Annotated in this window: 18 protein-coding genes; 7 read left to right on the top strand and 11 right to left on the bottom strand. The window is 64.0% G+C overall.

The window, feature by feature from the left end; all coding sequences use genetic code 11:
* Positions 1–3 precede the first annotated feature (3 nt).
* The 7 genes from coaA to hisB all read right to left on the bottom strand — a co-directional run bounded on the left by coaA (position 4) and on the right by hisB (position 4,744).
* On the bottom strand, positions 4–963 hold the full coding sequence (coaA, locus tag C8J36_RS11400) for a type I pantothenate kinase (RefSeq protein WP_062593681.1): 960 nt from the start codon (positions 961–963) through the stop codon (positions 4–6).
* Between the two features lie 32 nt (positions 964–995).
* The gene (locus C8J36_RS11395; RefSeq protein ID WP_132535006.1) at positions 996–1,316 is read right to left on the bottom strand and encodes a phosphoribosyl-ATP diphosphatase; all 321 of its coding nucleotides are present in this window, start codon (positions 1,314–1,316) and stop codon (positions 996–998) included.
* Positions 1,313–2,122 (bottom strand): imidazole glycerol phosphate synthase subunit HisF, encoded by an 810-nt coding sequence (hisF, locus tag C8J36_RS11390; RefSeq protein WP_132535004.1) that lies wholly within the window; start codon positions 2,120–2,122, stop codon positions 1,313–1,315. The genes C8J36_RS11395 and hisF overlap by 4 nt, the downstream gene beginning before the upstream one ends.
* Positions 2,119–2,862 carry a 1-(5-phosphoribosyl)-5-[(5-phosphoribosylamino)methylideneamino]imidazole-4-carboxamide isomerase gene (gene hisA / locus C8J36_RS11385; RefSeq protein WP_062593490.1) on the bottom strand — a complete coding sequence of 248 codons (744 nt, stop codon included), beginning with the start codon at positions 2,860–2,862 and terminating at the stop codon, positions 2,119–2,121. Before hisA ends, hisF begins: the two co-directional genes overlap by 4 nt.
* Before the next feature lies 1 nt (position 2,863).
* Positions 2,864–3,514 carry an imidazole glycerol phosphate synthase subunit HisH gene (gene hisH / locus C8J36_RS11380; RefSeq protein WP_132535003.1) on the bottom strand — a complete coding sequence of 217 codons (651 nt, stop codon included), beginning with the start codon at positions 3,512–3,514 and terminating at the stop codon, positions 2,864–2,866.
* On the bottom strand, positions 3,514–4,008 hold the full coding sequence (locus C8J36_RS11375; RefSeq protein WP_132535001.1) for a DUF2628 domain-containing protein: 495 nt from the start codon (positions 4,006–4,008) through the stop codon (positions 3,514–3,516). Before C8J36_RS11375 ends, hisH begins: the two co-directional genes overlap by 1 nt.
* A 130-nt stretch (positions 4,009–4,138) precedes the next feature.
* A complete protein-coding gene (gene hisB / locus C8J36_RS11370; protein WP_132534999.1) occupies positions 4,139–4,744 on the bottom strand; it encodes an imidazoleglycerol-phosphate dehydratase HisB in 606 nt (201 codons plus the stop codon).
* Between the two features lie 210 nt (positions 4,745–4,954).
* Here hisB and hslV point away from each other — a divergent pair, with 210 nt between their 5' ends.
* The 6 genes from hslV (at position 4,955) to C8J36_RS11340 (ending at position 12,215) form a co-directional block, all read left to right on the top strand.
* Entirely contained in the window at positions 4,955–5,512 is a 558-nt protein-coding gene (gene hslV, locus C8J36_RS11365) for an ATP-dependent protease subunit HslV (protein ID WP_132534998.1), read from the top strand.
* Positions 5,513–5,514: 2 nt separating this feature from the next.
* Positions 5,515–6,039, top strand: a complete 525-nt coding sequence (locus tag C8J36_RS11360; protein WP_132534996.1) for a GNAT family N-acetyltransferase — start codon at positions 5,515–5,517, stop codon at positions 6,037–6,039.
* On the top strand, positions 6,036–7,343 hold the full coding sequence (hslU, locus tag C8J36_RS11355) for an ATP-dependent protease ATPase subunit HslU (RefSeq protein ID WP_132534994.1): 1,308 nt from the start codon (positions 6,036–6,038) through the stop codon (positions 7,341–7,343). The genes C8J36_RS11360 and hslU overlap by 4 nt, the downstream gene beginning before the upstream one ends.
* A 268-nt stretch (positions 7,344–7,611) precedes the next feature.
* On the top strand, positions 7,612–8,490 hold the full coding sequence (locus C8J36_RS11350) for a DUF1402 family protein (protein WP_132535430.1): 879 nt from the start codon (positions 7,612–7,614) through the stop codon (positions 8,488–8,490).
* A 68-nt stretch (positions 8,491–8,558) separates the two neighbouring features.
* Entirely contained in the window at positions 8,559–9,953 is a 1,395-nt protein-coding gene (locus tag C8J36_RS11345; protein WP_132534992.1) for a cytochrome P450, read from the top strand.
* 102 nt (positions 9,954–10,055) lie between these two features.
* The gene (locus C8J36_RS11340; RefSeq protein WP_132534990.1) at positions 10,056–12,215 is read left to right on the top strand and encodes a malate synthase G; all 2,160 of its coding nucleotides are present in this window, start codon (positions 10,056–10,058) and stop codon (positions 12,213–12,215) included.
* Between the two features lie 69 nt (positions 12,216–12,284).
* Here C8J36_RS11340 and C8J36_RS11335 read toward each other — a convergent pair whose 3' ends face one another.
* The gene (locus C8J36_RS11335; protein WP_062593471.1) at positions 12,285–12,959 is read right to left on the bottom strand and encodes a L,D-transpeptidase; all 675 of its coding nucleotides are present in this window, start codon (positions 12,957–12,959) and stop codon (positions 12,285–12,287) included.
* A gap of 201 nt (positions 12,960–13,160) precedes the next feature.
* Between C8J36_RS11335 and C8J36_RS11330 the strand changes: the two genes are divergently transcribed.
* On the top strand, positions 13,161–13,691 hold the full coding sequence (locus tag C8J36_RS11330) for an MmcB family DNA repair protein (RefSeq protein WP_062593470.1): 531 nt from the start codon (positions 13,161–13,163) through the stop codon (positions 13,689–13,691).
* A gap of 4 nt (positions 13,692–13,695) precedes the next feature.
* On the opposite strand, the gene C8J36_RS11325 is transcribed toward C8J36_RS11330, so the two are convergent.
* The 3 genes from C8J36_RS11325 to hrpB form a co-directional block, all read right to left on the bottom strand.
* A complete protein-coding gene (locus tag C8J36_RS11325) occupies positions 13,696–14,286 on the bottom strand; it encodes an ActR/PrrA/RegA family redox response regulator transcription factor (RefSeq protein WP_132534988.1) in 591 nt (196 codons plus the stop codon).
* A 93-nt stretch (positions 14,287–14,379) separates the two neighbouring features.
* Positions 14,380–15,714, bottom strand: coding sequence for an ActS/PrrB/RegB family redox-sensitive histidine kinase (locus C8J36_RS11320; RefSeq protein WP_132534986.1), 1,335 nt, complete (start codon positions 15,712–15,714; stop codon positions 14,380–14,382).
* Complete coding sequence (gene hrpB, locus C8J36_RS11315; protein WP_132534984.1) at positions 15,715–18,186, bottom strand: ATP-dependent helicase HrpB; 2,472 nt, start codon at positions 18,184–18,186, stop codon at positions 15,715–15,717.
* Positions 18,187–18,530: the final 344 nt, after the last annotated feature.

Genomic DNA, 18,530 nt, shown 5'->3' with positions numbered 1-18,530 from the left:
CGTTTACAGCTTGCGCAGCGCAACCGTCTGGACGAGGTGATTGGTGCCCTTCTGCAGGATCAGGTCCGCACGGGGCCGGGTCGGCAGGATATTGCGGCGCAGGTTCTTGAGGTTCGTATTCTGCCAGAGACCCTCGGCGATCGACCGGGCCTCCTCTTCGCTCACCTCGGCATAGCGCTTGAAGAAGGATTCCGGGTTTTTGAACGCCGTCTGGCGCAGTCGCATGAAGCGATCGACATACCAGGAGTGGATCAGCGTCTCGTCGGCATCGATATAGATCGAGAAGTCGAAGAAGTCCGACACCATCGGTACGATCTTGCCGTCCTCCGGCAGGTCGCGCGATTGCAGAACGTTGATGCCCTCGAAGATCAGGATATCCGGCCGGTCCACGACCTGAAACTGGTCGGGCAAGACGTCATAGACGAGGTGGGAATAGCTCGGCGCCTGCACATTCGGCTGTCCGGCCTTGATGGCCGAGAGAAAGCGCAGCAGCGCGCCGATATCGTAGCTTTCCGGAAAACCCTTCCGGTTCATGATGTTGTCGCGCATCAGCACGGCATTCGGATAGAGAAACCCGTCCGTCGTCACGAGATCGACCTTGGGGCTGGAGGGCCAGCGCGACAGAAGCTCGGCCAGAATACGGGCGGTGGTCGATTTTCCCACAGCCACCGATCCGGCGATGCCGATCACGAACGGCGTCTTGGTCTCGTCCGAGATCGTCAGGAAGCGCTTGCGCTGTTCGTAGAGGATCTGCGACGCCTCGACATGGGTGGAGAGCAGGCGCGACAGCGACAGATAGATCCGACGCACCTCATCGAGATCGATCGGGTCGTTCAGGGAGCGCAGCCGGCGAACCTCGTCCGCCGTCAGTGTCAGGGGCGTATCCGCTCGAAACTGCGACCACGCGTCGGCCGAAAAGAAATGGTAGGGGGAATAGTCTCGCCTGCCGAGATCGTCCGGCATATCCGCTTCACCCCTGTTCTGCGGCGCAATGGTCACGTCTTTCGGCTCGCCTTCTCCTCAAGGCCTGACCGGACCGTGCGTCCCTCAAGCTCCTCCAGGACTTCCTGTAACGGAACGTCCGCAATTTTCAATACCACCATGAGATGATAAAGCAGATCCGCACTCTCGGAGACCAGTTCTTTCCGGTCGCCGGAAACCGCGGCGATCACTGTTTCCACGGCCTCCTCGCCAAGCTTCTTGGCCGCGCGCGCCTGTCCTTTTTCAACGAGCTTGGCGGTCCACGATGTCTCCGGCGAGGCCTTTGCCCGCTCGGCGACGATGGCTTCGAGATCGGAAAGCGAAAACCGGGTCACAGGATGCTCTCCGCCTGCGCCAAGCCGTCGAGCCGCATCGGAATGCCGTGCTCGGCCATATAGCGCTTCGCTTCGCCGATGCTGTATGTTCCGAAGTGGAAGATCGATGCGGCCAGAACCGCCGTCGCATGTCCGTCGCGAATGCCTTCCACCATGTGATCAAGCGTTCCCACGCCGCCCGAAGCGATGACGGGAACGGAAACGCGGTCGGCGATGGCGCGGGTCAGGTCGAGGTCGTAGCCGATCTTGCTGCCGTCTCGATCCATCGAGGTGACCAGCAGTTCGCCGGCCCCGCGCTCGACCATTCGCGTTGCGAAGTCCACCGCGTCGATGCCCGTTGCCGTGCGGCCGCCATGGGTGAAGATCTCCCACGCGCTGGTGCCTTCCGCTCCCGGCGACACGCGCCGCTTGGCGTCGATCGAGACGACGATGCACTGGTTGCCGAACTTGTCGGCCGCCTGTGCCACGAAATCGGGATCGCGCACGGCCGCGGAGTTGATCGAGACCTTGTCGGCGCCAGCCAGAAGCAGGCGGCGAATGTCCGCGACGCTGCGCACGCCACCGCCAACGGTCAGCGGCATGAAGCAATGTTCGGCGGTGCGCTCGACCACGTCGAAGATCGTGTCGCGGCCGTCCGACGAGGCGGTGATGTCGAGAAAGCAGAGCTCGTCGGCCCCGGCCGCGTCATAGGCCTTGGCCGATTCGACGGGGTCGCCGGCATCGATCAGATCGACGAAGCTGACGCCCTTGACGACGCGGCCGTCCTTGACGTCGAGGCAGGGGATCACGCGGGCCTTGAGGGTCATGCGGCACGTCCTCTTGCACGGTTGAGAACGGCGAGCGCCTCGGCCGGGTCGATCCGGCCGTCATAGAGCGCGCGCCCGGAAATCGCACCTTCGAGCTTGGCCATGTCGGGTGCTGCGAGACGATTGATATCCTCCATGGAGGCAAGGCCCCCCGAGGCGATGACGGGAATGGCGACCGCATCGGCAAGGGCCAGGGTGCCCGCCCAGTTGATCCCGGCGAGAATACCGTCGCGATCGATATCGGTATAGATGATCGCGGCAACGCCGGCACCCTCGAAGCGCTGCGCAAGCTCGATCACGCCGAGTTCGGACGCCTCGGCCCAGCCCTCGACGGCGACCTTGCCGCCCTTCGCATCGATGCCCACGGCGACCTTGCCCGGAAAGAGGCGGCAGGCCTCGCGGACCAGCGCGGGATCGCGCACCGCGACGGTGCCGAGGATGACGCGGGCAAGACCTTTGGAGAGCCAAGTTTCGATATGAGCCAGCGTGCGGATGCCACCGCCGAGCTGGACCGGGTTGGTGGTCGCCTTCAGGATCGCCTCGACCGCAGCCCCATTGACCGTTTCGCCGGCAAAGGCGCCGTTGAGATCGACCACATGCAGCCACTCGAACCCCTGATCCTCAAAGGCCTTCGCCTGGGCGCCGGGATCCGGATTGTAGATGGTGGCCTCCGCCATGTCGCCGAGCTTGAGGCGGACGCAGGCACCGTCTTTGAGGTCGATCGCGGGAAAAAGGATCATGTCAGGGCTTCCAGCGCAGGAAATTGGTCAATAGGGCGAGGCCGAGCGTCTGGCTCTTTTCCGGATGGAACTGAGCGCCCGCTTTGTTCTCATGCGCAACGAAAGCCGTGACAGGCGCCCCATAGCGCGTCGTTGCGACGAGATCGTCGGGGTTTTCCGTCGCGAGGTGATAGGAGTGCACGAAATAGGCATGCAGTCCATCAGGCCCGGTCGGAATGCCGTCGAACAGAGCGTGCGGCCGGTTGAGCGTCAGTGTGTTCCAGCCGATCTGCGGAATTTTCAGCGCGGCATCCGCCGGCCTCATCTCCACCACATCGCCCTTGATCCAGCCGAACCCTTGCGTCGTCGCCTTTTCCAGCCCGCGCGAGGCCATGAGCTGCATGCCGACGCAGATGCCGAGGAACGGCTTTCCAGCATTCTCGACGCCGTCGATGATGGCTTCGCTCATGCCATCGACGGCGGATAGACCGGCCCGGCAATCGGCATAGGCGCCGACACCCGGCAAAACGATCCGGTCGGCCGTCGCCACGCGATCCACCTTGTCGGTCAGGTCGATCTCCGCAGCGATGCCGGCCTCGCGGGCGGCGCGCTCGAAGGCCTTGGTCGCGGACCGCAGGTTCCCGGATCCGTAATCGATGATCGCGACGCGCATCAGCGGCTCCCATAGGTGTCGAACAGGCCGAAGCCCGGATTGGCAGGGTCGATCGCCCTTGCGCCGTTCTGGCCAAAACCGAAGCTCGGGCCAAGGCGCGGCAGAGGCAGCGCAGGATCGTTCGCGAGATCGTCGAGCGTCGCGCCATACATGGCTTCGGCCGTCTTCAGATCGGGTGCCGGCAGGACGGCGGCAAGCGTGAAGCCCCGCTTCTCCAGCCGGTGGGCAAGATAGGTTGGCCCTTCCAGCGCCACCAGGAGCCGGAGCGCAAGTTCCAACAGGATCGCGGCAAGTGCCGCATCGGCCAGTCCGCCGGCCATGGTCATCGCACCCTGCAGGATGAAGACGGCGATGCCGGCGATCCATTGGCGCTTGAAGAGAAGCCAGAAGGCCGGGAAGACGAAAGCCGGCCAGGCGAAACGATCGGCCACGAAGACCGCATCCGGGCTGTCGCGCCGCGCGCCGGGCGGGAGATAGACGAGGAACGGTGTCATCAGCAGCCTGCTCTCAACAGAGGGATCTTCTCTCAGGAAGACGTGTCTCGACGGGGCGGCGCACCCCCGGGAATGCGCCCAAACCAAACCAAACCGAAGTGGCCCGGCGTCCGCAGCGGAAGAACCCGGCTTAGGCCAGAGTCCCCTTGGTGGAGGGAATACGGCCGGCCTGGCGGGGATCGATCTCGGTTGCGGTGCGCAACACACGGGCGACGGCCTTGAAGCATGTCTCGGCGATATGGTGGTTGTTGGCGCCGTAGATGTTCTGGATATGCAGCGTGATGCCGGCATTCTGCGCCAGAGCGTGGAAGAACTCCCGCACCAGCTCCGTATCGAACGTGCCGATCTTCGGCGCGGAGAAGGCGACGTTCCAGACAAGGAACGGACGGCCGGACACATCGACGGCGGCGCGGGTCATGGTTTCGTCCATGGCAAGGTCGATCGAGGCATAGCGCGTGATGCCGCGCCGGTCGCCGAGCGCCTTGGCGATCGCCTGGCCGATGGCGATGCCGGTGTCCTCAACCGTGTGGTGATCGTCCACATGCAGGTCGCCCTTTGCCTCGATCGTCATGTCGATCAGGGAATGACGCGACAGCTGCTCGAGCATATGGTCGAAGAATCCGACCCCCGTCGAGATGGTCGATGCCCCGGTCCCGTCGATTGCGACGGACACGGAGACGGACGTCTCGTTGGTCTTGCGGGATATGCTGCCGGTGCGGCCTTCTGCCTCTGCCATCGGGAACTCCGGTGTGTGAAAGTCGCCTGATATCAGGCCGGCCGGGAAAGATCCAGCTTCGATTGACCCGCATCTCCCGGGCACGATCGTGTGTCCCGACGGACGCCGGAACCACCCTTTGCAATCGCTTCCGGCATTCTTACATAGATCGCGACATCAAGCATTCAAACGCCCCGGACAGTCCCGGGTGCGGAAGGCAACAGGACTCTCATGAGCGAACATAACCCCTACGGAACCATGCATGCGACCACGATCATCACCGTGCGCAAGGGCGGCCAGGTGGTCATGGCCGGCGATGGCCAGGTCAGCCTCGGTCAGACCGTGATGAAGGCAAACGCCCGAAAGGTGCGCCGGCTCGGCAAAGGCCAGGTCATCGCGGGTTTTGCCGGCGCCACGGCGGATGCCTTCACCCTGCTGGAGCGGCTCGAAGCCAAGCTCGAGCAGTATCCCGACCAGCTGATGCGCGCCGCCGTCGAGCTTGCCAAGGATTGGCGGACCAACAAATATCTGCGCAATCTCGAAGCGATGATGCTGGTCGCCGACAAGTCGATCACGCTAGCGATCACCGGGAATGGCGACGTATTGGAGCCGGAACATGGGACGATCGCGATCGGTTCCGGCGGCAACTACGCCTATGCCGCGGCCCGCGCGTTGATGGATTCGGATCGCACAGCCGAAGAGATCGCCCGCCGCGCCATGGAGATCGCCGGCGATATCTGCGTCTATACCAATGGCAACATCGTCGTCGAGACGCTGGACGCCGCCTGAACATGCCCTTCGAGCCGGGCGCCTCTTACGTCTTTCGCCCGCTGAGCCCCGCGGATTTCCCCCGTCTGGCGCAGTGGCTTGCGGAGCCGCACGTCAGGACATGGTGGGATGCGGTGGAGGTCGAACTCGACGCCATTGCGAAAGCCATGGAGACGGGAGAGACCCGGCCGATGATCGTGGAACGGGAGGGGCGGCCGATCGCCTACCTCCAGTCCTACGATCCGCACCGGGAGGTGGACCATCCCTATCGCGACCAGCCGGCGGGAACTATCGGCATCGACATGGCGATCGGCCCGCCCGATGAGATCGGCAGAGGCCATGGCGGCCGGATCGCCGCCAGCTTTGCGGCCCGACTTTTTGCAACAGGCACGATGCGGATCATCGTCGACCCGCATCCCGAGAATGCACGCGCGATCCGCGCCTATGAGAAGGCCGGATTCCGCTTCGTCGACCGGCGTCACAGCCAATACGGTCCGGCCCATCTCATGGCGCTGGATCCCCAGATTGAAGAAACGGACACACCATGACGACCTTTTCCCCCCGCGAGATCGTTTCCGAACTCGATCGCTACATCATCGGCCAGCACGATGCGAAACGCGCCGTGGCCATCGCCCTGCGCAACCGCTGGCGCCGCCAGCAGCTGCCCGACGAGTTGCGCGACGAGGTGATGCCGAAGAACATCCTGATGATCGGACCGACCGGCGTCGGCAAGACCGAGATTTCGCGTCGTCTCGCCAAGCTCGCCGGGGCGCCGTTCATCAAGGTGGAAGCCACAAAATTCACCGAAGTCGGCTATGTCGGCCGCGATGTCGAGCAGATCATCCGCGATCTGGTCGAGGTCGGCATCGGCCTCGTGCGCGACAAGAAGCGCGGCGAAGTAAAGGCGAAGGCCCACCAGAATGCGGAGGAACGCGTTCTCGATGCGCTCGTCGGCAGCACGGCGTCGCCCGCGACCCGCGACAGCTTCCGCCGCAAGCTGCGCGACAACGAGCTTGACGACAAGGAGATCGACATCGAGGTCGCCGACAGTGCGAGCCCGGGCGGCGGCTTCGAGATTCCCGGCATGCCGGGCGCCAATATCGGCGTGCTCAACCTGTCGGAAATGTTCGGCAAGGCCATGGGCGGCCGTACCAAAAAAGTGCGCACGACCGTCAAGGAGTCTTACGCGCTTCTGATCGACGATGAGTCCGACAAGCTGCTCGACAACGAGCAGATCCAGCGGGAAGCCGTGCGCTCGGCCGAAAATGACGGCATCGTCTTCCTGGACGAGATCGACAAGATCGCCGCCCGCGACGGCGGAATGGGCGCCGGCGTCTCGCGCGAGGGCGTGCAGCGCGACCTGCTGCCGCTGGTGGAAGGCACGACGGTCGCAACGAAATACGGGCCGGTGAAGACCGACCATATCCTCTTCATCGCATCCGGCGCCTTTCATGTGTCCAAGCCCTCCGATCTCCTGCCGGAGCTTCAGGGCCGCCTGCCGATCCGGGTCGAGCTGAAGGCGCTGACAAAGGAAGATTTCCGCCGCATCCTGACGGAAACCGAGGCGAGCCTGATCCGCCAGTACAAGGCGCTTCTGGAAACCGAAGGCGTCGTCCTCGACTTTTCCGACGATGCGCTCGATGCGCTGGCGGATGTCGCGGTGCACCTGAACGCCAGCGTCGAGAATATCGGCGCGCGCCGGCTGCAGACGGTCATGGAGCGTGTGCTCGACGAGATTTCGTTTGCCGCACCCGACAAGTCGGGCGAGCAGCTCGCGATCGATGCCGAGTATGTGCGCAAGCATGTCGGTGACCTCGCTGCCAATACGGACCTGTCGCGCTATATTCTCTGATGCGCTGCGATCCCACCTGCCGCCGCGTCTTTCAGAGGCGTGGGGCAGGCGGTTGCGGCGGCATGCCGAATATCGGAGGATGGCAGAGGACATGCCCCTTGGCATGATTCCGACACCTTTGCGCCGCATCACGAGCGCACCGCCATACCCTTTGGAGACTGAAGCCTTGCGCAAACTTGTTCCCGCTCTCGCCCTCGTCACGGTCCTGATTGCTTCGGGCCTGCTCGTTTCGGGGCTGGCTGCGTCGGGATCGCCGGCCAGAGCGGAGATGCACGTCATGCCGGAGGGCAACCGCAATGCGGAACAGCCGTCCGTGCCTGGCGCTTCGGTTCGCCGCACGAAGGCAGGAAAATCGAGCTTCGACGCAAAGTACGAAAAGGTTCGCCAGCTGCTTGCGACCGACAGCAAGCTGATGGGCAAGATCAAGTCCACGGCACGCGCCTATGGCATCGACCCGATCCATATGGTCGGCGCCATCGTCGGCGAACATACCTATAATGTCGATGCCTATGATCGGCTGCAGTCCTATTACGTCAAGGCGGCGGCCTATGCCGGAGACAGCTTCCGTTTTGCCTATGAAGGCGAATCGATCGCCGACTTCGTCGACCGTCCGCAATTTTCCGTCTGTGCCAGCAAGAAAGGGTCCTACGCTCTCTGGAGCTGCCGCGAGAGCGTCTGGGACAAAGAGTTCCGAGGCGAAACGGTGGGGGGGACAACGTTCTCGAACAACCGTTTTTCCGCCGTCTTCTTCCAGCCCTTTTATGCGGGACAGACCTTCGGCCTTGGCCAGATCAACCCGCTGACGGCCCTGATGATGACCGACACGGTCGCCCGTGTGTCTGGCTATGATCGGCTGGACGAAAACAGCGCGGCCGACGTCTATAAAGCGATTATGGATCCCGACCAGTCGCTCGCCTACATGGCGGCCGTCATCCGCCACTCGATCGACGTCTATCGCTCGGTGGCCGACATCGACATCAGCGACAATCCCGGCATCACTGCGACGCTCTACAATATCGGCAATCCCGACCAGCGCGCCGCAGCGCTTGCCGCAAAGAACCGATCGGGCCCCGTGCAGTGGCCGGAGGAAAACTATTATGGCTGGCTGGTGAACGAGAAGCTGCCCGAGTTGAAGGCGCTTCTCTGATCCAACGGAGGTCGGCGACAGAAGCCCCCCACCCCGATCCCGGCCCAAACCTCAAAGGTCGACATCCGATGGACATGATCTCGCGAACGTTCGAGCCGCCGGCCCCCATTCCCCGCAAGCAGGAACTCTCGAAGCTCAACGTTCTCCGGACGGTTCTGCGCAATCCGCTCGAACTCTGGAGCGAGCAATCCTACACGCTCCCCTGGATCGAGACGCGGTTCGTCAACCAGCAGACCCTGATCGTCAACGATCCCGGCCTCATCCGCTACATCCTTGTCGAGAACGTCGCGAATTACGAGATGTCGGAGGTGCGCCGGCTCGTGCTGCGGCCGATCCTGCGCGATGGACTGCTGACGGCCGAAGGCCCGACATGGAAGCGCACGCGCAAGGCGGTCGCGCCGGTCTTCACGCCCCGCCACGCCAAGGGCTTCGCCGACAAGATGCTTTCGACCTGCGAGCACTATGCGCGCCGGTATACGCGGGCGGCCGACGGAGGCATGTCTGTCGATATCGCCACCGACATGACCGAACTGACCTACGATATCCTGGCGGAAACCTTGTTTTCCGGGCAGATCGCTGCGGAAACCGAAGCCTTCACCAAGGATGTCGAGACGCTGCTCGGCAGCATGGGCCGTGTCGATCCCATGGACATGCTGCTGGCCCCATCCTGGGTCCCGCGTGTGACCCGCTGGGGGAGCGGCAAACTGATGCGCCGCTTCGGAACGGTCGTGGCCGCCACGATGGAGGAGCGCCGCCGGCAGATGCGCGCCCACCCCGAGACGGTGCCGCAGGATTTTCTGACCTTGCTTCTCGAACGCGAAGGCCCGGACGGGCTGCATGCCGACGAGATCGCCGACAACATCCTCACCTTCATCGGCGCCGGTCATGAAACGACGGCCCGGGCGCTGGGCTGGACGTTCTATTGCATCGCGCATGTCCCCGAATTTCGGGCTCTGATGGAGGCGGAAATCGATCGCGTCGTCGCGGACGGAACAGATCCCGTCGATTGGCTGGACAACATGCCGCATGTCCGCGCCGCGTTCGAGGAATCTATGCGGCTTTATCCGCCGGCGCCCTCGATCAATCGTGCGGCCATCGAGGCGGACAGTTGGACGTCGCCGACCGGCGAGCGCGTCGATATCGCAAAGGGCGTCTCCGTTCTCGTCATGCCCTGGACACTGCACAGGCACACGCTCTATTGGGAGAACCCGCGCGCTTTCGTGCCGCAGCGCTTCCTGCCCGGCCATCGCGAGAGCCTGCACCGGTTCCAGTATCTGCCCTTCGGCGCCGGCCCGCGCGTCTGCATCGGTGCGACCTTCGCGCTGCAGGAAGCCGTCATCGCGCTCGGCGTTCTGATGAAAGACTATCGTTTCGACGTGACGCCCCAGACCCGCCCCTGGCCGGTTCAAAGGCTGACGACGCAGCCGCAGGGCGGCATCCCCATGCGGGTGACGCGACGGTAGGATAGTCACCGTGCACAGCCCTTCCCCATCGGAAGACGTTGACTTCGCGGCGTACGTGAGGACATTGCAGTGCACGCAACGGGGCAAGAGCGAGGAGACCTCATGAACCGCATCGATATCAAGGGTTTGCAGATCGAACAGGGCCTTCACGGCTTCATCGTCAACGAAGCGCTGGCCGGCACGGGACTGGAGCCCGAACGCTTCTTCGAGAGCTTCTCCGCGATCGTCCATGATCTCGCACCGAAGAACCGGGTCCTGCTGCAGGTTCGCGATGCCTTGCAGGAGAAGATCGATGCCTGGTATCGCGCAAACGGCGTGCCGGTCGATCTCAAGGCCTATACCGGTTTCCTGACCGAGATCGGCTATCTCCTGCCCGAAGAACCTGATTTCACGGTCTCGACCTCCCATGTCGATCCCGAGATCGCCGCGATCGCCGGGCCGCAGTTGGTCGTGCCCGTCATGAATGCACGCTATGCGCTCAACGCCGCCAATGCGCGCTGGGGCTCGCTCTACGACGCGCTCTACGGCACGGATGCGATTTCCGACGAAGGCGGCGCGGAGAAGGGCAAGGCCTACAATCCGGCCCGCGGCAGCAAGGTCATCGCCTGGGCCCGCAACTTTTTGGATTCGAGCGCACCGCTTGCAGGCGCTGGCTGGACAGATCTCCGCTCGATCTCGGTGACCGACGGTCGCCTGATCCTGAACGACGGCAACCTCGCGCTGAAGGATCCGGCCCAGTTCGTCGGCTTCACGGGCGATGCCGCAGCGCCCGCGTCGATCGTCCTCAAGCGCAACGGCCTGCATGTCCAGATCGTCATCGATTCGACGACCACCATCGGTGGCGGCGATCCGGCGCATATTTCCGATGTCGTCCTGGAATCCGCCGTCACCGCGATCATGGACTGCGAAGATTCCGTTGCAGCCGTCGATGCCGACGACAAGACGCTGATCTACCGCAACTGGCTCGGCCTGATGGACGGCACGCTGACGGAAGAGGTTTCCAAGGGCGGCGCCCGCTTTACCCGCCGCCTCAATCCGGATGTCGCACTGACGGCGCCCGATGGCAGCGAGATCACGTTGAAAGGCCGGGCGCTGATGCTCGTGCGCAATGTCGGCCACCTCATGACGAATCCGGCAATCCTCGATCGCGACGGCAACGAGGTGCCGGAAGGTATCATGGACGCGATGTTCACGGCCCTGATCGCTCTTCGAGACATCGGACCGTCCGGACGTCGCATGAACTCGCGCGAAGGCTCGATGTATGTCGTCAAGCCGAAGATGCACGGTCCCGACGAAGTGGCCTTCGCCTGCGAGATCTTTACCCGCGTCGAACAGGCGCTGGGCATGGCGCCGAACACGATCAAGATGGGCATCATGGACGAGGAGCGCCGCACGACGGTCAATCTCAAATCCTGCATCCGTGCCGCGCGCGAGCGTGTCGTGTTCATCAATACCGGCTTCCTCGACCGGACCGGCGACGAGATCCACACCTCCATGGAAGCGGGTCCGATGATCCGCAAAGGCGACATGAAGCAGGCAGCCTGGATCGCGGCCTATGAGAACTGGAACGTCGATATCGGCCTGTCCTGCGGTCTGGCCGGCCATGCGCAGATCGGCAAGGGCATGTGGGCCATGCCGGATCTGATGGCGGCGATGCTGGAGCAGAAGATCGCCCACCCCAAGGCCGGCGCCAACACCGCCTGGGTTCCATCGCCGACGGCGGCCACGCTGCACGCGACGCATTACCACACGGTCGATGTCGCCGAGGTTCAGAAGGGTCTGAAGACACGCCCCCGCGCCAAGCTCGACGATATCCTGTCCATCCCGGTGGCAACGCGCCCGAACTGGACGCCGGACGAAATCCAGCGTGAACTCGACAACAATGCGCAGGGCATTCTCGGCTACGTCGTCCGTTGGATCGATCAGGGCGTCGGCTGCTCCAAGGTGCCCGACATCAACAATATCGGCTTGATGGAAGATCGCGCCACGCTACGCATTTCCGCCCAGCACATGGCGAACTGGCTCCATCACGGCGTCGTCTCGCGCGATCAGGTCACCGAGACCCTGAAGCGCATGGCCGCCATTGTCGATCGGCAGAATGCGGACGACCCGGCCTACCGCCCGATGGCACCGGATTTCGATTCGTCTGTCGCCTTCCAGGCTGCGCTCGATCTGGTCTTCAAGGGGCGCGAACAGCCGAACGGCTACACCGAACCGGTCCTTCACCGCCGCCGCCTCGAATTGAAAGCGGCATCGCGATAACAAGACCCATAAAAAAACCCGGAGCGATCCGGGTTTTTCGTCAATGGCGAAACGCCAGGAGCGGCTCGACTACTGCTGGACGACGACAAGCGTGTTCTTGCCTGGGCGAACGCGGGAATAGAGGTCGATGATGTCCTGGTTCATCAGGCGGATGCAGCCCGAGGAAGCAGCCGTCCCGATCGAGTTCCATTCCGGCGTGCCGTGCAGACGGAACAAGGTATCCTTGCCTTCGTCGTTGAAGAGATAGAGCGCGCGCGCGCCGAGCGGATTGCGCAGGCCCGGGCCCATGCCGGATTCGACATATTGCGCGACGTCGGGGCGACGCTCGGCCATTTCCTTCGGCGGATGCCATGTCGGCCATTCCTGCTTCCAGGCCACATAGGCGCGGCCCTGCCAGGCAAAGCCCTGCTTGCCGACGCCGATCCCGTAGCGAACCGCCTTGCCGCCCGGCAGCACGTAATAGAGGAAGCGGTTCGGCGTGTTGACCACGATGGTGCCGACCGGGTCGTTCGTCGCATAATCGACGATCTGACGATGGAAGCGCTGATCGACGCGGTTGATCGGGATCGCCGGAAGCGCATATCCGTGATCTTCGACAGGACCGTAGCCGTCGGAGAAGATCTGGTTCGTCGCGACATGCTGGATCGGCATATTATTGGACGTGGTGACGGGCGCCGTGGAGCAGCCGGCCAGAGCGACGCTTGCCAGAAGGCTGCACAGGAAGAATGCGTTGCGGGTGCGCATGAGAATCTCTTAAAAGGGAGCGAAGGACGGCTCGAGTGGTTCGACCATCAGCCTCTATGCTTATTTTCCATTCGCCGGGTCCTTGCAAGGGAATGCGCTGCAGCATGAGGCTGCGCTGATTCAAATTCGGCCTGGATGGTTTTTTTGCAACAAAGACCGCCATGTCCGGCATTTCAAGCGCAGGCCAGTTAGGAAGATGCCATGCCGATCGTTTCGCTCCACGCCACCACCCCGCTTGTCGATGGACGTCAGTCCCGCCGCGCGATGCTCGTTCGCCGCGGCCTGCAACGGTATCTCTACGACCTGCGCCACGCTGTGATGCCCGAACTCACGCTTGCGGGCGGCCGCAGGGCCGACCTCGCCTCGATCTCGCCGAAGGGCGAGATCTGGATCGTCGAGATCAAGACGTCGATCGAGGATTTCAGGGTGGATCGAAAATGGCCCGATTACAGGCTGCATTGCGACCGGCTGTTTTTCGCCACGCATGCGGACGTGCCGCTCGACATCTTCCCGGAGGATTGCGGCCTGTTCCTCTCCGACGGTTATGGCGCCGACATGATCCGCGACGCCCCCGAACACCGTCTTTCCGCCCCGCAGCGCAAGTCGGTCACCCTCAACTTCGCGCGCGCCGCCGCCCAGCGGCTGATGCTCGCGGAATGGTGCGTCGGTGGCGCCGGCGACGCCTCGCCGCTGTCGGACATCATGTCCGGCGCGCAGGACAGCGATCTCTGAACGCTTACTTCGGGGCTCGCTTGGCAAGAATCCGCTGCAGCGTGCGCCGGTGCATGTTCAGCCGCCGCGCCGTCTCCGACACGTTGCGTTCGCAGATCTCGAACACGCGCTGGATATGCTCCCACCGGACGCGATCGGCCGACATCGGGTTTTCCGGCAGCTCCGCCTTGTCGCCGTCGTTCTGGATGAGGGCATTGTAGACTTCGTCGGCATCCGCAGGCTTCGACAGATAGTCCACCGCGCCGAGCTTCACCGCGTTCACCGCCGTCGCGATATTGCCATAGCCGGTCAGCATGATGATGCGTGTGTCGTCGCGGCAGCTGCGGATCGCTTCGATCACGTCAAGCCCGCTGCCGTCGCCGAGGCGAAGATCGACCACCGCATATTTCGGCGGATGCCGTTTCGCCTGGGCGACGCCGTCCGCAACCGATTCGGCGATCGCGACCGTAAAGCCGCGCTGTTCCATCGCGCGGGCCAGACGGCGCACGAACGGCCCGTCGTCATCGACGATCAGCAGCGACGGATCGAGCCCGATCGCGTCGTCCAGGTTGTCTGCAACTGTTTCGCCGGCTCCGGCGTCTGCTCTCTCGCTCATGGCGCGATCCTTCTTGCCCCGTTCAGCTCGTCTCGCTTCATCTCATGGAGGGATAGATAAGGGTCCGTCCCGAATGGCGAAAGGTACGACCGGTCATTTCGCCGGCTTGGTGTCCATCAAGGCCCGCGGCCATTCGACGCTGACGCGCGCGCCCGGCTTCTCCGGCCCGCCATTCTCGAAGGCGAGCGTCGCGCCCGACCGTTCCAGAAGCGTCTTGGCGATGAACAGCCCGAGCCCCAGCCCGCCTGCGGTGTCGTCGCGCTGCCGCCGCGTCACATAGGGTTCGCCGATCCGGCTCAGAATGTCCGGCGCGTAGCCGTCGCCGTCATCCTCAATCGTCACCGAAACGCGATCGGCGGAATGTTTTACCGTCACGATGACCTCGGTCTTCGCATAGTCGACAGCATTCTCGACCAGATTTCCGAGCCCGTAGAGAATTCCGGCATTGCGCGTGCCGACCGGTTCGCCCTTGCGGCCGGAAACCTCCACCAGAATGATCTCGATGTCGAACTCCCGATGCGGCGCCAGAACCTCTTCGATCATCGACGACAGCGGCAGGTAGCGCATATGCGCCTCGTCGTTGGAGGAGAGCGTCGTCAGTCGCCGCAGGATGTCGCGGCATCTCTCGCTCTGGCTGCGTAGAAGCTGGACGTCCTCGCCGAATTTCGGATCGTTGCCGAGTTCCCGCTCCATCTCCTTGGCGACCACGCTGATCGTCGCGAGCGGCGTGCCGAGTTCATGCGCGGCGGCCGCCGCCAGCCCGTCGAGCTGGGACAGATGCTGCTCGCGCTGCAGCACCAGTTCGGTTGCGGCCAGCGCTTCGGCCAGTTCGCTCGCCTCGAGCGACACGCGATAGGCATAGAAAGCGGCAAAAGCCGTGGTGGAGACGATGGCGAACCAGAAGCCGACCATCAGCGCCGGCGGCACGACGAGAACCGCGCCATCGTACCAGGGCAGGGGATAGGGCGAAAATGCGAGCGCCGTCACGCCGGCCACGGCGAGCAGCGCAAGCGCAACGCTGTACCATTTCGGCTGCGATGCCGAGGAGATGATGACGGGAACCGAAACGAGGGGCGCAAACGGATTGGCGATGCCCCCGGTCATGTAGAGAAGCGCCGTCAGCTGCGCGAGGTCGATGCCCAGAAGCGTGAAGGCGGCGACCGGATGCAGCCGGTGTGCCGGGGGATAACGCAGGGTCAGGTAGATGTTGACGATGGCCAGAAGCGCGATCAGCAGGAAGCAGGCGATCAGCGGCATCGGGAATCGCAGCCAGAGCGCGACGATGATGATCGCGATCGACTGTCCGGCCACCGCCAGCCAGCGCAACCGCACGATGGTCTGCAGCCGCAGGGATCGGCTCGCTGTCGGATCGTCCGGCTCGCGCGATCCGGTCGCCGCGGTCTCCAGAGCCGTATCCTGATGTGCCATTCACGTCCCCCTCGGTTTGGCCCGCGCCGTCGGCGCGGCCTGTGCCGGGTCCTCCGGCCAGGGATGCCGCGGATAGCGGCCGCGCATCTCCGCGCGCACGTCCTTCCAGGATCCCGCCCAGAAGCCCGGCAGGTCCCGCGTCGTCTGGATCGGACGCTGACCCGGCGATATCAGCTCCAAGAGCAGGGGTATACGTCCCCCGCCGATCGCCGGATGCACGGTCAGCCCGAACAGCTCCTGCACCCGGATCGAGAGAACCGGCTCGTCGGCATCGTAGCGGATCGCATGGCGGTTGCCCGTCGGCGCCTCGAAATGCGTCGGCACGAGCTTGGACAGGTCCCGCGATGCGCCTTGTGGAACGAGGGATTGAAGTCCCTGCGTGAGGCTGCCCGGCTCGATATCGCTCAAACCCCGCGCATCCGCCTGGAACGGCACGAACCAGTCGTCGAGACGGTCGAGAAGGGCGAGATCGGAGACATCCGGCCAGGGATCGCCCAGTTTCCTGTGCAGAAATCCGATCCGGTCACGCAGCTGGCGCCCCTCTTTCGAGAACGGCAGCACATCGAGCCCCAGCATCTGCACGCCCTCCGCCACAGCGCGTGCGGCATCCAGGCCGGACGGCCGCGCCATCGGCGTCTCCTCCAGCACGATCGCGCCGATCCGCGTGACGCGCCGCGCTCGCACCTGCCGGCTCTGGCGGTCGAAATAGGTCTCGTTCCCCGTCACGATGGCGGAGGGGAGATGATCGACGACATCCTCCCGACGGATCTCGGCCGCTGCCAAGATCCGGTGCCGCCCGGCCGACCCCGTGACATCCGCGATGACGAGCATGGTCGCGCCGGACAGGCGCTCGGTCTCCGGCAGCTCGGCGCCGCGCCCATTGGCCATCACGAACCGCCCCCGCCCGCCGCGCTGCAGGGCGATCCGATCCGGAAATGCCCGGATCAAGAGGGCGCCCGCAAGAACGGGCTCGGCCGGACTGTTGCGCCGAACCCCAAGCTCGGACGCCATGCGCCGCGCAAGCCCGCGCGCCGCTTCGCCGCGCGGACTGCGGTCTGCGCGAAACTGCCGCAATCGATCCTCGAGATCGATCGATGTGCCGCCAAGCCCCTGTTCCGTCAGAAGGACGGCGAGCTCGCAGGCCGCCATGCCCTGTCCGTCAGACGCTGCCCCCACGGCCATGGCCGCAAGCCGCGGCGGCAAGGCCAGATTTCGAATCCGCTGTCCGGCCTCCGTCAGCCTCCCCTCGGCATCCACGGCGCCGAGTGACGAGAGCAGCGCCCGCGCCTCGCGCCAGGCCGGGCCTGGCGGCGCATCGAGAAATCCCATCGAGGAGGGATCGGTCACGCCCCAATGCGCCAGATCGAGCACGAGCCCGGAGAGATCGCTTGCGAGAATCTGCGGCGGCGTGAATGCGGGCAGCGCCGCTGTCTGTCCCGGATGCCAGAGCCGGACGGCGATGCCGGGCTCGGTGCGCCCGGCGCGCCCGGCCCGCTGGTCGGCCGAGGCCTTGGAGACGCGAACGGTTTCAAGCCGCGTGATGCCTGTCGCCGCCTCATAGGCCGGCAGGCGCTGCAAGCCGCTATCGATCACGATCCGTACGCCGTCGATGGTGATCGACGTCTCCGCGATCGAGGTCGCCAGCACCACCTTGCGCTGTCTCGGCGAGACCGGCTTGATCGCCCGATCCTGTTCGGCCTGGCTCATCGTTCCGTAAAGACCAATGATGTCGGTCGCTCCGGGAAGGCGACCCTGCAGCCGCTCGATCGTCCGCTTGATCTCCGCCTGCCCGGGGAGAAAAGCCAGAATGGAGCCTTCCTCGCCGCGATGCGCCTCGATGATCGCCCGTGCCATGGCATCTTCGATCCGCTCGTTCGGCAACCGGTCGCTGTGCCGGATGTCGATCGGAAAACTGCGGCCGTGGCTCTCGATCACAGCGGGATGGCCCAGCAACGCCGCCACCCGCTCCACGTCGAGCGTCGCCGACATCACGAGAAGGCGCAGATCCTCCCGCAGCGCGGCGCGCACATCCAGGGCCAGAGCCAGTCCGACATCCGCATCGAGCGATCGTTCATGAAACTCGTCGAAGAGAACGGCCGCCACCCCTTTGAGCTCCGGATCGTCGAGCACCATCCGGGCGAACACACCTTCGGTCACCACCTCGATGCGCGTCCGCGCCGAGATGCGGCTGTCGAGCCGCATCCGGTATCCCGCTCTCTCCCCGATCTCCTCGCCGAGAAGCGATGCGATGCGGCCCGCCGCGGCCCGTGCTGCAAGGCGCCTCGGTTCGAGAAGAATGATCCGCCCATCCCCCCGCCATGACGCGTCGAGCAGGAAGGGCGGCACGAGCGTCGTCTTGCCGGCACCCGGAGGGGCGGAGAGGACGGCAAGGCCGCTGGTCGAAAGAGCCGTCCCGATCTGCGCGAGGACAGCTTTGACAGGAAGGTCGGGTAGCGAGGCAAAGATGGTCATAGTGCCAATCTATAGGGCCCTGAGACAAAGTGCACGAAGCCCATGTTGTCTGTCCGCGAAAGACTGGCGCGAATGATCGTGGCCAAGACGGAAAGGACAGGATGATGAGCATAGGAAGGGAAGACAGCAGACAGGTGATTCCCGCGGATGGGCTGACCGATTGGGGAGAATGTTGCGACGAAAATCAGGAGAAATTGAAAAGGCGTATTATATCAATGTGTTATAAAAAATGTCATTTTTCCCGCCACCCCCTGTTGACGAAGCGGTGAAGTGGGATCTATAAACCGCACACCAACGAGGGCGGCGGCGCTGCTGGCGACCGACGAACTCGCTCTGAAGTTTCT

This window comes from Rhizobium sp. PP-F2F-G48, from assembly GCF_004342335.1.
Classification (GTDB): Bacteria; Pseudomonadota; Alphaproteobacteria; order Rhizobiales; family Rhizobiaceae; genus Ferranicluibacter.
Note: the sequence above shows the minus strand (reverse complement) of the source record. Positions and strands in the feature narration are given on the sequence as shown.